This is a genomic window from Chitinophaga hostae, from assembly GCF_018224885.1.
In the GTDB taxonomy this organism is placed as follows: domain Bacteria; phylum Bacteroidota; class Bacteroidia; order Chitinophagales; family Chitinophagaceae; genus Chitinophaga; species Chitinophaga hostae.
The window spans coordinates 115,046-129,661 of record NZ_JAGTXB010000021.1; the positions used below are offsets into that span (position 1 = coordinate 115,046).

11 protein-coding genes are annotated in these 14,616 nt (G+C 46.9%); 9 read left to right on the forward strand and 2 right to left on the reverse strand.

Going from position 1 to position 14,616, the window contains the following annotated elements; translation table 11 throughout:
- Nucleotides 1-131: 131 nt before the first annotated feature.
- The 5 genes from KE626_RS28670 (at nucleotide 132) to KE626_RS28690 (ending at nucleotide 9,262) form a co-directional block, all read left to right on the forward strand.
- Nucleotides 132-3,254, forward strand: a complete 3,123-nt coding sequence (locus tag KE626_RS28670; protein WP_249207761.1) for a SusC/RagA family TonB-linked outer membrane protein — start codon at nucleotides 132-134, stop codon at nucleotides 3,252-3,254.
- Nucleotides 3,255-3,272: 18 nt separating this feature from the next.
- Nucleotides 3,273-4,943: a RagB/SusD family nutrient uptake outer membrane protein gene (locus KE626_RS28675; RefSeq protein ID WP_211976501.1), complete on the forward strand. Its 1,671-nt coding sequence runs from the start codon at nucleotides 3,273-3,275 to the stop codon at nucleotides 4,941-4,943.
- A gap of 175 nt (nucleotides 4,944-5,118) precedes the next feature.
- Complete coding sequence (locus KE626_RS28680) at nucleotides 5,119-6,630, forward strand: glycoside hydrolase (protein ID WP_211976502.1); 1,512 nt, start codon at nucleotides 5,119-5,121, stop codon at nucleotides 6,628-6,630.
- A 13-nt stretch (nucleotides 6,631-6,643) separates the two neighbouring features.
- The gene (locus tag KE626_RS28685) at nucleotides 6,644-8,449 is read left to right on the forward strand and encodes a glycoside hydrolase family 35 protein (RefSeq protein WP_211976503.1); all 1,806 of its coding nucleotides are present in this window, start codon (nucleotides 6,644-6,646) and stop codon (nucleotides 8,447-8,449) included.
- A gap of 165 nt (nucleotides 8,450-8,614) precedes the next feature.
- Nucleotides 8,615-9,262 carry a hypothetical protein gene (locus KE626_RS28690; protein ID WP_211976504.1) on the forward strand — a complete coding sequence of 216 codons (648 nt, stop codon included), beginning with the start codon at nucleotides 8,615-8,617 and terminating at the stop codon, nucleotides 9,260-9,262.
- A gap of 21 nt (nucleotides 9,263-9,283) precedes the next feature.
- Here KE626_RS28690 and KE626_RS28695 read toward each other — a convergent pair whose 3' ends face one another.
- A complete protein-coding gene (locus KE626_RS28695; protein WP_211976505.1) occupies nucleotides 9,284-10,195 on the reverse strand; it encodes an SAM hydrolase/SAM-dependent halogenase family protein in 912 nt (303 codons plus the stop codon).
- Between the two features lie 84 nt (nucleotides 10,196-10,279).
- Here KE626_RS28695 and KE626_RS28700 point away from each other — a divergent pair, with 84 nt between their 5' ends.
- The 3 genes from KE626_RS28700 (at nucleotide 10,280) to KE626_RS28710 (ending at nucleotide 12,909) form a co-directional block, all read left to right on the forward strand.
- Nucleotides 10,280-11,095 (forward strand): DUF6597 domain-containing transcriptional factor, encoded by an 816-nt coding sequence (locus KE626_RS28700; protein ID WP_211976506.1) that lies wholly within the window; start codon nucleotides 10,280-10,282, stop codon nucleotides 11,093-11,095.
- A 70-nt stretch (nucleotides 11,096-11,165) separates the two neighbouring features.
- Nucleotides 11,166-11,705, forward strand: a complete 540-nt coding sequence (locus KE626_RS28705; protein ID WP_211976507.1) for a GNAT family N-acetyltransferase — start codon at nucleotides 11,166-11,168, stop codon at nucleotides 11,703-11,705.
- A gap of 103 nt (nucleotides 11,706-11,808) precedes the next feature.
- Nucleotides 11,809-12,909, forward strand: a complete 1,101-nt coding sequence (locus KE626_RS28710; RefSeq protein ID WP_211976508.1) for an acyltransferase family protein — start codon at nucleotides 11,809-11,811, stop codon at nucleotides 12,907-12,909.
- 7 nt (nucleotides 12,910-12,916) lie between these two features.
- Here KE626_RS28710 and KE626_RS28715 read toward each other — a convergent pair whose 3' ends face one another.
- On the reverse strand, nucleotides 12,917-13,783 hold the full coding sequence (locus KE626_RS28715; RefSeq protein ID WP_211976509.1) for an alpha/beta hydrolase: 867 nt from the start codon (nucleotides 13,781-13,783) through the stop codon (nucleotides 12,917-12,919).
- A gap of 336 nt (nucleotides 13,784-14,119) precedes the next feature.
- Between KE626_RS28715 and KE626_RS28720 the strand changes: the two genes are divergently transcribed.
- Entirely contained in the window at nucleotides 14,120-14,578 is a 459-nt protein-coding gene (locus KE626_RS28720; protein WP_211976510.1) for a carboxymuconolactone decarboxylase family protein, read from the forward strand.
- The last annotated feature ends 38 nt before the right edge of the window (nucleotides 14,579-14,616 follow it).

Here is a 14,616-nt window from a genome sequence, read left to right on the forward strand (position 1 = left end):
TTAAATGATTTACCCCCTCTACGGTTGTCGTACTACAACGTACATTGCAATCATCAGAGGGGCTGGGCATAAGTAATTCCTGCAACCAAGATTACATTCCACCATTTCCAATTCTTTTAAATTAATGCGTTATGAAAAGATTTCTATCCGGAACGGACTTCCTGTCGTTTGTCCTTTTACGGAACCAACTTACCATGATCGGTTTTGGCTTTCTTTTATTACTGCTGTTTGCCGGCAGCGCTCAGGCACAGCAAACGGTGGTTACCGGTAAAGTAACCGGGGATGGAGAGGCTGTTCCGGGTGTTACCATCCGGGTGAAGAATAAAACAGCCGGTACATTGACGGATGGGGAAGGCAAATTTTCCATTACTGCCAGCATTGGCGATACTTTGATTTTCAATCACCTTTCCTATAATATGCTGACGATTCCCGTTAAAAACGGGTCGCCGTTGACGATATCGCTGGAATCGCTCAGCAAAACCGTGAACGAAGTGGTAGTAGTGGGTTATGGCACGCAGAAAAAAGCTACCCTCACAGGGTCCATTTCCCTGGTGAAGGGCGCCGACATCGTGCAAAGTCCGCAGCCCAACGTATCCAATGCCCTAACGGGCCGCTTTTCCGGGATCATTGCGAACAACCGTTCCGGAGAACCCGGCTACGACGGCTCCCGCATTACCATCCGCGGTCTGGCAACCACCGGTAATAACGATGTATTGATAGTAGTAGACGGTGTGCCGGGGCAAATAGGCGGTTTGGAACGCCTGGATCCCAACGACATAGAAAGCATTTCCGTTCTGAAAGACGCTTCCGCCGCTGTATATGGCAGCAGGGCGGCCAACGGCGTTATGCTCATCACCACCAAAAGGGGAAAAACGGGTAAGCCGATCATCAACTACAGCTTCAACCAGGGCTTTTCGTCTCCTACCCGGCTCCCAAAAATGGCAGATGCAGCCACCTATGCGCAAATCCGGAACGAGATACAATATTATACCAACAAGGCCGGTGGAATGAACCAGTTTTATACGGAAGAACAATTACAGAAATTCCGGGATGGGTCTGATCCGGTGAACTATCCCAATACCAACTGGCGGAAAGCTACTCTGAAAAACATGGCTACCCAAAACCAGCATAGTCTTTCTGTAAATGGTGGAGGTGAAAATGTACGGTATTATGTATCGCTTGGCATGCTTGGCCAGAACGGGTTGTATAAAAACGGGGTTACCAAATACAATCAATATAATTTCAGGTCCAACATCGATGCTGATATCACCAAAAGATTAAAGGTGAGTTTGTATGTATCCGGCCGTGAAGAGGACCGTTTGTTCCCCACTACCGGCGCCGGCGATATTTTCCGGAGCATCTACCGCGCCTATCCCACAGTGCTGGACCGGTATCCGAATGGCCTGCCTACCACCGGTATAGAAAACAATAACCCGGTGATGCAGGTAACAGACGCAGGAGGTACCAACCGTAACCCTACGCAGGTATTTAATGGTATATTGAAAGGATCCTACGCTATTCCCGGTGTAGAAGGCCTATCACTGGATGGTTACCTGTCGGCCGATAAATCCTGGACCTTTGGTAAATCATTCAGCACTCCTTATAAAGAATATACCTTTAACAAAACTACCCAGGCCTACGATAAAACCGTTGTAGGCGGTTCTAATGGCAAGGCGTCCCTGCTGGAGCAGCATCAGAATATGTCGCTGATCACGAGCAACATTAAACTGAACTATGCCCGTCGCTTTGGCCAGCATAATGTGAGTGCGTTTGTTGGTTATGAGCAGAGCAAAACGGCGCGGGATAGCCTCAGCGCCACCCGCCTGAACTTCCCTACACCACAAACACCTGAACTGTCGCAGGGAGGATCTGCCGCAACAGATAAAAATAACTCCGGTACCAGTTACAGTTTCACCAGGAAAAGTTATTTCGGCCGTATCGCCTATGACTACATGGAGAAATACCTGCTCGAAGTACAGGCGCGTGTCGACGGTTCTTCTACCTTCCCTAAAGGCGAACAGTATGGCTTCTTCCCATCAGTATCTGCCGGCTGGCGTATTTCAAAAGAAGACTGGTTTGCGCCGGTTAAGTTTATCAACGACCTGAAACTTCGTGGTTCTTACGGTACCTTAGGTAATGATAATGTGGGCCTGTTCCAATACTTCGATAACTACTCCTTTTTAAACCAGTATGTTTTGGGCGGGCAGATTCAACCCGGACTGGATCTCACCAAGCTGGCTAACCCACATATTACCTGGGAAATAGCCAAGAAGATGGATCTCGGGTTGAACGCAGTTTTCCTGGAGCACTTCTCCCTGGAGTTTATTTACTTCCAGCAAAAGCGTTCCAAGATATTAACCCAGCGTAACGCCTCCCTGCCGCAAACATCCGGTATTGTAAATCCGTTCGATAAGAATAACCCGCTGGTACCTGCCGAAAACATCGGCAAAGTGAACAGCAATGGTATAGAAGCCACACTGGGCTATGACAATACCACCAACGGCGGTTTCCACTATAATATTTCCGGTAACATTACCTATGCCAAAAACAAGATCATCTTTATGGACGAAGCTGCCGGCGCATTGCCCTATCAACGGGAAACCGGCGGACCGATGAATACCGAACTGTTATACAATGTGATCGGTATTTTCAGAACAGCGGACGATCTGAAAAACCATGTACACCTGCCCAATGCACAACTGGGTGACCTGATTTACCAGGATTACAACAACGATCAGAAGATCGATGCCAATGACGCCGTAAGAAGTAAATACGGTAACATTCCTGAGATCACTTATGGTATCATCTTAGGCGGCGATTACAAAGGGTTTGACCTGTCTGTGCTCCTGGCCGGACAGAGCCATGTAAGCCAGTACGTACTGCCGGAATCCGGCACTATCGGTAACTTCTACAGCAGCTGGGCCGACAATCGCTGGAGTCCGTCCAATACCGGTGGCAGCTATCCGCGGGTAGACGAGCGCGCTTCTTCCTCTATCAATGGCGGACTTTATAAGAATAACTTCTGGTTGAACGACGCGTCATTCCTGCGGTTAAAAAATATCTCGCTGGGATACACCATTCCTGCAACGCTGTTATCGCGCGCAAAAATCGGGGGATTACGCGTATACGTTAACGCTTTTAACCTCTTCACCATTACCAAGGTAAAAGATTATGATCCGGAAGGCTTCAGCAACAGCGGGCAGTTTTATCCGCAGCAACGGATCGTGAATGTGGGGGTAAATGTTAAGTTCTAAACCGTAAAAAAACAAGCAATGAAAACTTCGAATATCATATACAGCCTGGCTTTAGCAGCCGCGGGATTATTTTCCGCCTGCCAGAAAGATTACCTGAACATTACGCCAACGGACCGGGTGCTGGGCAGCGCCGTACTGGCCGATTCTTCTTTATTTGAAGACTATGTGATTAATCGCTACCTGAGTATCAGAATGCAGGATAAAGAAGGGGAAGGCACCAACCCCGGATTTGGAAGAGGCTTTGAATACGGGCTGTGGAGTTCTGTTACAGACGAATCTATTTACAATAACGATGATAATACCTGGGTTATTCAGCAGGGCCAGATGGCGCCGGAAAATACCGGTATTGCAGGTACTATCTGGGGGAGAAGTTATCGCAGTATCCGCGAATGCAACTACGCCATTAACAACATCGACAGCGTAGAAATGAGTGCAGATCTGCGGAAGAGGCTGATGGCCGAACTCCGTTTCATCCGTGCCTTCCGTTATCATGACCTGATCCGTAACTATGGCGGTGTAGTGATGATGGGTAATAAGGAATATAGTTTGAATAATGACCTTACAGATCCTGCTTTGTTCAAAAGAGCTACCATAAAGGAATCCATGGATTATGCCGTTGCAGAGCTGACAGCAGCTGCCGCCGATCTTCCCACCGCCAATGGCGACAAGTGGAAGGCTGGTCGCGCTACGCAGGGAGCTGCACTGGCACTGAAAGCCCGCCTGCAGTTATATGCAGCAAGTCCCCTGTATAATGCAGGCACCTGGACTGCCGCTGCTGCCGCTGCCAAAGTGGTGATGGACCTGAGTAAATATTCGTTGGCAGCTGATTACAGCCAGTTGTTCTTAAAATCAGACAACAACGAGATCATTTTTGCCCGTCAATATGCAGTAGGCGCCCGTCACGTATGCCTGGAAATATCCAATGGCGCCAACGGTTACGGCGGATGGGCCGGTAATACCCCGCTGCAGAATATGGTAGACGCTTACGAAATGAAAAACGGTAAACCTATCACCGACGCCACTTCCGGGTATAATCCACAAAAGCCATATGAAAACCGCGACGCCCGGTTTTACGCCACCATTCTTTACAATGGCGCACCATACCGCGGATCTACTATCCAAACATTTTCACCCGGTGGTAAAGATGGCAAGGATGGTCCTTCCAACTGGAATTCCACCAAAACAGGTTACTATCTCCGTAAATTCATGGATGATAATAATCCTATCGACAATCCCTGGGACGTGGCCGGGCTACAACCCTGGATCTACCTGCGTTATGCCGAAGTATTGCTGAACTATGCAGAAGCTCAAAACGAAGCAGCAGGTCCGGATGCCAGCGTATACAGCGCCGTTAACCAGATCCGGCAGCGCAGCAGCGTTAACCAGCCAGCGCTGGCGCCCGGGTTATCAAAAGACCAGATGCGGGACGCCATTCGTCGCGAAAGACAGGTGGAGCTGGCCTTTGAAGAGCACCGTTTCTATGATGTACGCAGGTGGAAGATTGCCAACGTAACAGAAAACACACCCGCTTATGGCGTAGATGTTTCCATTAACGGTGGCGTATATACGTATACCAGGAAAACAGCGCTGCCCAATAAATCGTTCAGTGATAAAAATTACTGGCTGCCTATCCCAAGAGCAGAAATACTGGCCTCCAACAATAAACTGGAGCAAAATGCCGGTTATTAATTCATAGTGTCAATGGTAACCGCAGCGCCGCAAAAGAAACAAGTGACATTACCACCGCAAAGCAATAGATACCGGTCAACATTCTTTTAAAATATTCAACCTGTATTTTATTACTTTCGGACCTCACTTCCATCTTTTGCGGCTTTGCGTGAACCAGGCCGCTTTATTATTGAACATGAAAAAAATATTTAGCCTGCTACTATTGTGTTTTATGCTACAGAAAGGCATATCGCAGCACAACAGGTCCGTTACCGCCACAATAAATCTTCACCAAACGGTGCAAACCATTCAGAACTTCGCGGCTTCTGATGCCTGGGCGTGCCAGTTTACCGGCCATTGGCCGGACAACAAAAAAGAGCAGCTGGCCGACTGGTTGTTTAGCAGCGATACCAGCGCCAGCGGTCAACCCAAAGGCATTGGTTTATCGATGTGGCGGTTTAACATCGGCGCCGGCAGCGCAGAACAAGGCGACGCCAGCGGCATCAAAGATGAATGGCGCAGGGCCGCATGTTTCCTGCAACCGGATCATACCTACAACTGGGAAAAACAATCCGGGCAGCTATGGTTTTTACAGGCAGCCAGGGCAAGAGGCGTTACCCGTTTCCTGGGATTCCTGAATAGCCCGCCGGTGATGTTTACCCGCAATGGCAAAGCCTTTGCCGACAAAGGCGCCTGCAATATTGCACCAGATCAATATACCGCCGTTGCCGTTTTTTTGAAAGATGTGATACGCGGTGTACAAAAAAAGACAGGAGTTGCGCTCAGTTATATCAGCCCGATAAACGAGCCGCAATGGGATTGGAGTGACGGTGGACAGGAAGGTTGTCCCTATAACAATGAACAGATCTACGGACTTACCAAAGCCATTGATCAACAGTTTAAAGCGGACCAGGTGCCCGCCAAACTGCTGATCACAGAAGCCGGACAGCTCAATTACCTCTATTCGGGCGAAAAGAAGCCCGAGAAGGGCATGCAGATAAACGCTTTTTTTAATCCCCACAGTGCTACCTATTTGGGTAGCCATAAAAATATTTACCAGGGAATAGCAGGTCACAGCTATTTCACTACTTCCCCTGTTGATACGGCCATCGCTATACGAAAAAGACTGGCCGCCGCATTGAAGGGTATTGAATTCTGGCAATCGGAATACTGCATACTGGGTGATAATGCCGGCGAAATAGATGGCGGCAAAGCAGACCTCAGCATGGATGCCGCGTTGTATATGGCGCGTGTGATCCACACAGATCTTACCGTAGCGAATGCGGCCGCATGGCAGTGGTGGCTGGCGATATCTCCCTATGATTATAAAGATGGATTGATTTACGTGGATAAAAACAAAACAGACGGAGAGATCCGCGACAGCAAAATGTTGTGGGTATTAGGTAACTACAGTCGTTTTGTACGTCCCGGGGCTAAAAGAATTACAACAGCACTGAACGATAGTACAGCAGGGAAAAATTTCTTACTGTCTGCCTATAAAAATACAGACAACAGTATAAACATTGTTATCATCAACAACGGTGATACCAGTGTAACGGTTAACCTTGAGGGCAAAGGCATTGGTACTGGCGGCATGCGCAGCTATACCACTAATGCCACCCAAAACCTTGCGCCCGCTTATATTTCCGGAAACACAGCGAGCATTCCGGCACGCTCTGTAGTAACACTGACCAGAAAAATAAAGTAATAAAACGTAAATGATGAAAAAGATCAGCGTAGTAATTTTGATGATGTTGTGCTGCTTCCAGCTATCGGCGCAGCATACCTTTCAGCTGGGCGACTCCACGTTCCAGCTGGATGGGAAACCATTCCAGATGATTTCCGGAGAAATCCATTACCTGCGTGTGCCCCGGGAATCGTGGCGCGACCGGATCAAAATGGCCAAGGCCATGGGACTGAATACCATTGGCACCTATGTATTCTGGAATATGCATGAACCGGAACAGGGGCATTATGACTTTTCCGGTAACAATGATGTAGCTGCCTTTGTAAAAATAGCCCAGGAAGAAGGTATGTGGATCATATTGCGTCCCAGTCCCTATGCCTGCGCAGAATGGGAATTTGGCGGCTATCCTTACTGGTTGCAAAATAAGAAAGGACTGGAAGTAAGAAGCAAAGAGCCGCAGTACCTGGCAGCCTATCACAATTATATCAAGGCCGTAGGCAAACAGCTGGCTCCGCTGCAAATCAATCATGGTGGCAATATCCTGATGGTGCAGATAGAAAATGAATATGGCTCTTATTCCAATGATAAATCCTACCTGGAAATTAACCGGAAAATGTTTGTTGATGCAGGATTTGATGGTTTATTGTATACCTGTGATCCGGCGGCAGACGTGGCCAGCGGTCATTTACCAGGGTTATTGCCGGCGGTAAATGGCGTGGATGACCCGGTAAAAGTAAAACAGCTGGTGCGTGACAATCACAATGGCAAAGGACCTTTTTACATTGCAGAATGGTATCCCGCCTGGTTTGATTCCTGGGGACAGAAGCATCATACAGTACCTTACGAAACTTTCCTGAGCCGCCTGGATCGGGTACTGGCAGCGGGTATTTCCATTAACATGTATATGTTTCATGGTGGTACCACCCGTGGTTTTATGAATGGCGCCAACTATAACGACAAGAGTCCTTATGAGCCACAGGTAAGCAGCTACGACTACGATGCGCCGCTGGACGAAGCCGGTAATGCGACCCCTAAGTTTATGAAATTCAGGGAAGTGATTGCCAAACATTTACCGGCAGGGCAAACATTACCGGAAGTACCGGCAAAAAAACCGGTGATCGCCACGCCTGTTATTACGTTTAGCCGTAACAGTGATATTTTTAAAATGTTGCCGGCAGCTGTTAAAAGCGTTAACCCGTTAACGTTTGAGGACCTGCAGCAAGCATACGGATATGTATTATATCGTACTACCATCACCGGTGGCAAGGAAGCTTTGCTTAAAATAAAGGACCTGCGTGACTATGGCCTGGTATTTATCAATGGTAAAAGAGTGGCTGTTCTGGACAGGCGTTTAGCGCAGGACAGTGTGGCAGTGAATCTTCCGGCAGGTAAGGTAACCCTGGATATTTTGGTTGAAAATCTCGGTCGCATCAACTTTGGTCCTTATCTTCTGAAAAATAAAAAGGGTATTACCAATGAAGTGCTGCTCAATGGGCAGGCGATACACAACTGGCAGCAGTTTAAATTACCGTTTGATAAACAGCCGGCTGTAAAGGCCGGCCCGGTTAATCCCGAAGCGCCGGTACTGAAAGAAGGCAGCTTCCAACTGGATGCTGTTGGCGATACCTACCTGGATATGACCAATTGGGGTAAAGGCGTGGTATGGGTTAACGGCCATCATTTAGGCAGATACTGGCAGGTAGGTCCGCAACAAACTTTATATGTGCCGGCGGAATGGCTGAAGAAAGGCAGTAATAAAATCACAGTGCTGGAAATGATAAAGCCCGCTGCCAGTACGTTACAGGGGATAGATCACCCGATACTGGACGTATTACAATAAGACACTGACATTTACAAAGCTATTGGAGCGGATCTTTCCGTTTCAATAGCTTTTTTTTATGCGGCATCCCTCACAAGAAAAGTATAAGTGATTGGAGCGGTTTTTGCAATTGTAGTAACGTTAAAAAGCGTTACTGTTTAGCCAATCATCCCGCAATTGCCTGTTATGAAAAAATATTTTTTGTTAGTTATTATCTGCATTGGCAGTTTACATGTTTCTTCACAAAATTTTATACACGCTGCCGGGCTTTCAGTATTCATTGATCATACGTCCCGCTCTCCTAACATTGCCAGTTACGGCCTTACTTATTCGCCTCGTTTTAATGTAATGCAAAACAGCAAAATGTCGGTATCAGTGGGTATTCCGCTAACCGTGGGTGGTTCCGGTGGCAGTGGCGGGAAGCAGCCGGATGGTTATTGGATCGACGATCAATATTATTACAATTATGATAACGGTTATGAAGCACCAGAGGTGAAAGCCAGGTGGATGGTAGATGTACCGGTTATTGTAAGCCTGAACTTCGGGGCTCTTTCTTCCCTATACAATACCCGGAGAATAGGCTTTTTCCTGGGTGGTGGATTTGGTTATCATTTGGGGCCTGTAAATGTGGACCACAGGGATCTCAGGGGCAATCACTATATTGATTCCACTTACCAGAATTTAGCCGGTCCTGTGGGCAACCTGGGTATCCGCATCAGAACCGGTCCAAAATATTCGACAGAAGGTATTGAAATAAAGGGTTCCTATATGAAAAGTGTAACCAGGAAACAACCGGATGTTTATGGTATCAGCATTATGTACGTGTTTAGATGACCCATACGCCGCTAGCAGTTGTTAACGTTTAGGCGACACCGTTACTTCTACACTCCATTCGCTGCCGCTTCCGATATGATGTACAGCGGCAAAATTATCCTGGTTCAGTGCAAAAGAGAGTTGCAATAAACTGTTCAGGTAACTGAGCGGTTTTCCTACGGGCACTGCCCCAAAGGTTTGGCTGTAAGGCGCATCCGTTTCATATACTTTTTCCCCTTTGTGGAAGAAAACCACATGGAGCATGTCTCCATAATTTAGCGGCAACCGGTTTACCAGGTCGGTAGTGATGTTTGTCCATATGTTACCATATTGCACATCCAGCACGGAAATATTTCCTTTCAGTTTTCCTCCTTCCAGTACAGCAGCCTGGTAAGGGATATTTATCACCTGTTTAGGCAGCTGCGGCCCCACCTGTTCGTAAGTGATGGTACCGGATGCCAACCTGGCGCCGGTATACGCATATACATCCCTGCCATGGAAGGTGTAGGATTGCCGGGAATCTTTGCGGCGGTTTACGGCTTCATCTATTTCTCGTATGGCTGCAATACCTAGTGAAGCAGCCACGAGGGTAAGCGTACCATTATCCGGTGTAACAATAAAATGGCCGCTGTTTGTTTTCAGCACCACTGATTTGCGGTCGGTACCCACACCCGGATCTACTACGGATACGAATACGGTGCCGGCCGGCCAGTAAGGAACAGTTTGTTCCAGCCGATAGGCGGCTTCCCATATATTATACGCAGGTATTTCGTGGGTGAGATCGTAGAGTTTAAGATCCCGGGAAACGCCGGTGGCTACCCCTTTCATGGCAGAAACGGCGCCATCTTTAAGACCGAAGTCGGACTGAAAAACCAGTACTTTGTTTTGGGCATATCCAATGCCGGCAACAAACAATAATAGCAGGCAGCTGATAAAACGGGCATTCTTTCTCATGGGAGTTAATTAGTCTGCGAATTTAGCAGATTACATGAAAATGGTTAAAAATTCTTACCTTGAAGATAATTCATCTGCCCGATAATGAAGTACCAGGAAATACCACCTCCAGCTTATCTTCAGCACTATGTCCGTTATTTCTGGACACTGGAAAGTAGTGGTAAGGAACATTTACCGCATATCTTCGGCCCGGTGGCGGATGGCTGCCCGGGGCTTATGTTTCAGCAATCGACCAATGGAAGTCTCTTCCTGGATAATAGGCAGTTGCCCGACCTGTTGTTATATGGGCAAACTACGCGATATACAGAACTGCATTTAACGGGTGTTTTTTGTTCCATAGGCGTTTGTTGTTATCCTAATGCGTTGAAATCTATTTTTGGTTTGAATGCCGACGAGTTGACCAACACCTGCCTGGATCTGGATTTGCTGGCGGCAAGCAAAGATTTTCATCTTGCTGAAAAATTATGGGACATGCCTTCGATGGCAGGAAAGATCGATATCATTGCATCGTTCCTGTTTAAGCAGGTCAATAAAAATGATGGGGCAGCAGATGAAATTACCCGGTTTGCGCTATCGCAGATCATTGCGTCAAAAGGCAGTATTCCATTAAAGGATTTGCAGCAACAGTTGCAGTTAACGGAAAGAAGTTTTGAGCGCCGGTTCAAACAGGGCGTGGGCATCTCCCCCAAATTATTTTCCCGGATATGCCGTTTTCAGAACTCGCTGGAGCAATTGAGGAACAATAATTTCAGTAAGCTCTCGGACATTGCTTTTGAAAATGACTATGCCGATCAATCCCACTATATCCGTGCCTTCAAAGAGTTTGCCGGATTCTCCCCTTATCAGTATCAAAAAAAGTCAAACGAAGTAGTCGCTAATTTCCTGTTGATGGAGAAATAGCCGGTGTTGTTTTTTGGCATTCCTTATTGGAATATCCTTTAAATTGGGGCCAACAAAACGAAAACGAGCAATGGAGATATTTGCCTCAACCACACGGCTGATCCTCAGAGAAATGATTCCCGCCGATGCCCCGGGCATGTTTGCCCTTGACTCTGACGCAGCAGTGCAACGTTATGTAGGCAATAGGCCTATCACCACCATCGCAGAAGCCAGGGAAAAGATCGCCTATATCCGGCAGCAATACCAGGAGCTGGGTATTGGCAGATGGGCAGTGATAGAAAAAGCGTCCAACACATTTGTGGGCTGGGCTGGTCTGAAGCTGGTGAAGGAGCCTATGAACAATCATACAGACTATTACGATCTCGGATACCGGTTTATTAAAGACTACTGGGGGAAAGGATATGCGACTGAATGCGCGGTGGCATCGCTGGAGTACGGCTTTGGCCGGATGAAACTGGCAACGGTTTATGCCTGGGCGGATGCCGGCAACCAGGCGTCGTGCCATGTACTGGAAAAGGCCGGGTTAGAGATGATAAAAACGTTTTACCATGAAGAGGCGCTGCACCAATGGTTTAAGATCAGCCGGGAGGACTGGGAGCAGCGCCGTTAACAGGCCGATACTGACTGAGGTGTAGTTACAGCAGGGGGTGTTAACTTGCTATACACAATTGTAAGCCGGTTACAATCCATTACCCTCAATCAGTATCCCATTTATGAAGATTAACAGTATACAATTCCTACGTGCCATAGCAGTGATCCTCGTTGTACATGTACACGCCATTGATACACAAGAGGCTTTTGCAGTATCCCATCAGCAAAAATTCTATTTCCTGGAAAACTTCGGCGCCATTGGTGTGGATCTGTTTTTCGGTATCTCTGGTTTTATTATCAGTTATGTTGCCAACAGCTATTTTGGTGTAAGGGAAGGCGTGGATTTTTTGAAGAAACGTTTTTTAAGGATCAATCCTATATACTATGTAGCCAGTTTACTGTTTATGGTGATGTTTTGTTTTTTCGACAAATTCTTCCCTGTAATAGCGGTATTGAACGGGTTAAGGGATACGATTTTAATGTTGCCGGTATTGAACGTACAGAAGTGGCTGATGCCGATATTAATTGTGGGTTGGTCACTCAGCTTTGAGTGGTGGTTTTACATGTTGTTTTTCCTGCTTATTTTATTCCGTGTAAAAAATAAAGCGTTCTTGCTGTTACTTGTTATTCCGGCTTTGGTGGTGATAGGCAGATTGCTGCATCCTACCGATTTCAGGATGATCTTTTACACCAACCCGATCATGCTGGAGTTTCTTTTTGGCGTTATTATTTACTGGTTGTACCGTCATGTTAATGTAGCCACCGGTATTGCCGCGTTGCTGCTGGTATTGGGAATTGGTGGTTATGTGTATAATGTGATCTACGGTTTTGGCAACATTTCCGAACTGGGAAGTGTGACCAGTGGTAGCGGCAGTTTGAAAAGGGTATTGTTATGGGGTTTGCCCAGCGCCTGTATACTGGCCGGATGTATTTTCCTGGAGAAGAAAGGAGTATTTGCCAAACTATGGAATAACCGGTTTGGTCTGCTGGTGGGAGATGCCTCATATTCCATTTATTTAACACACTACACGTTTTTCTATGTATTGAGCCAGGTGTATCTGTATACCGGGTATTTCCTCAATGCAGATCTTTCCATATTTGTACATATGGCGCTGGCGGTGGGTGCGGGCATTTGGTTCTACCTGAAGGTGGAGCGCCCGTTGATCAAGCTGCTGCATTCCAAGCCACCTGTACAAACGCCTGTCCATGCTGCTATGCCATGATTCAATATCAGGGGGTATTGGGTAACCAGCCCCCTCTTTTCATCCACCAGATCATAGGGTCGAGCCATTCGTTTACGGGTAACCGTTGGGTGAAGCCATGATTGCCGGTGGGATACAGGTGCAGTTCGGCAGGGATTCCTCCTCTTACCATTGCCTGATAGAAGGCTATGCTGTTGTTAACGTTTACCACCATATCATCGTTGGTATGCGTGATGTATGCGGGCGGCGTATTATTATTTACCCATTCTTCGTTGGAGAAAAAAGCGATTTTTTCCGGAGCCGGGTCATTTCCGATTAAACTCACCCGGGAACCTACATGAGCCAGGTCTTTATTCATGCTGATGACGGGGTATACCAGGATCATAAAATCGGGGCGTAGTTCGATATTTTCCTTATTAGGAATATAGCTTTTGCCGCTGTGGGTACCCAGCGTAGCTGCCAGGTGGCCGCCGGCGGAATATCCGGCGATACCAATTTTATTTTTATCCAGGCCCCATTCGGCGGCATTCATCCGCACCAGTTTAATCGCCTGTTGGGCATCCTGCAGGGGGCCCATACTTTTGTCCCGCATGGTGGCATCGGAGGGCAGCCGGTATTTGACCACAAAGGCCGTCACACCTTTTGTTTTAAAGGCTTCCGCTATTTTAATACCTTCTTCGTCGAAGGCCAGGAAAGCGTATGCACCGCCGGGAAAAATGATCACAGCTGTACCATTCGGCTTCGTTGGTTTATAAATAGTAATCGTAGGGGCGTCGACTTTACCGATGCTGTTGGGGATGGAGTCCTTATACAGCGGTCGTACTTCCTGGGCTTTTAATAGCGGGGTAACAAATAGTGCCGGTATAAAAAACAAAAGGGCCAAAGACTTTTTCATGCGCAGATAATTGTGTTCAGTTATCTGTCAAAAGAAAAAATTTTGGCCCGGAAATATGTTTACAGATTGTAAACACACCGCTGATTAACAAATGCTTTACTATTTCTCTGCCACTGCCAGCAGGAACCAGGCGGCAGCCATTGTATTTATCTCCTTAAAATAACCCATAGATTTTTGACAACAGCAGGCATTGTGAAAATATATTTTACTGATTATCAATATATTATAAAATATCTGTCACGTTTTTTAAAAAAAAATAAAAATCCCGTCACGTTTTGCTCCGCTTCTCTGTCTTATTACCGTAACTCGTTTATAACAACAAAAAAACATACAAAAATGGAACAGCGAATTTCTTACCAGGACACCAGCAAAGGTCTTTTTGACGGATTAATGAAAACAGAATTTTACTTCAAGAAATCAGGAGCGGATCTGAAATTACTGGAGTTGATGAAGTACCGGATTTCCCAGATCAACGGATGTGCTTATTGTTTGGATGCTCATCACAAAGAATCGATCCATATGGGTGAAACAGAGCAGCGGCTGCATTCATTGGCAGTATGGAGAGAATGCCCATATTATAACGACAGGGAAAGGGCGGCACTGGCATTTGCAGAAGCGCTGACCAATACCAGCCGGGAAGAGGTAAATGATGAATTGTTTACTACACTGGAGGGCTTATTCACCAAAGCAGAGATAGCTGACCTGACCGTGGCCATTGCGCAGATCAATGCCTGGAACCGGATCAATAAAGCATTCCGTACTACGCCCGGTAACTATAAAGTGGGGCAATTTTAATATTATTGTGCCGCTTTACACTGGCTGTTTCAAATATC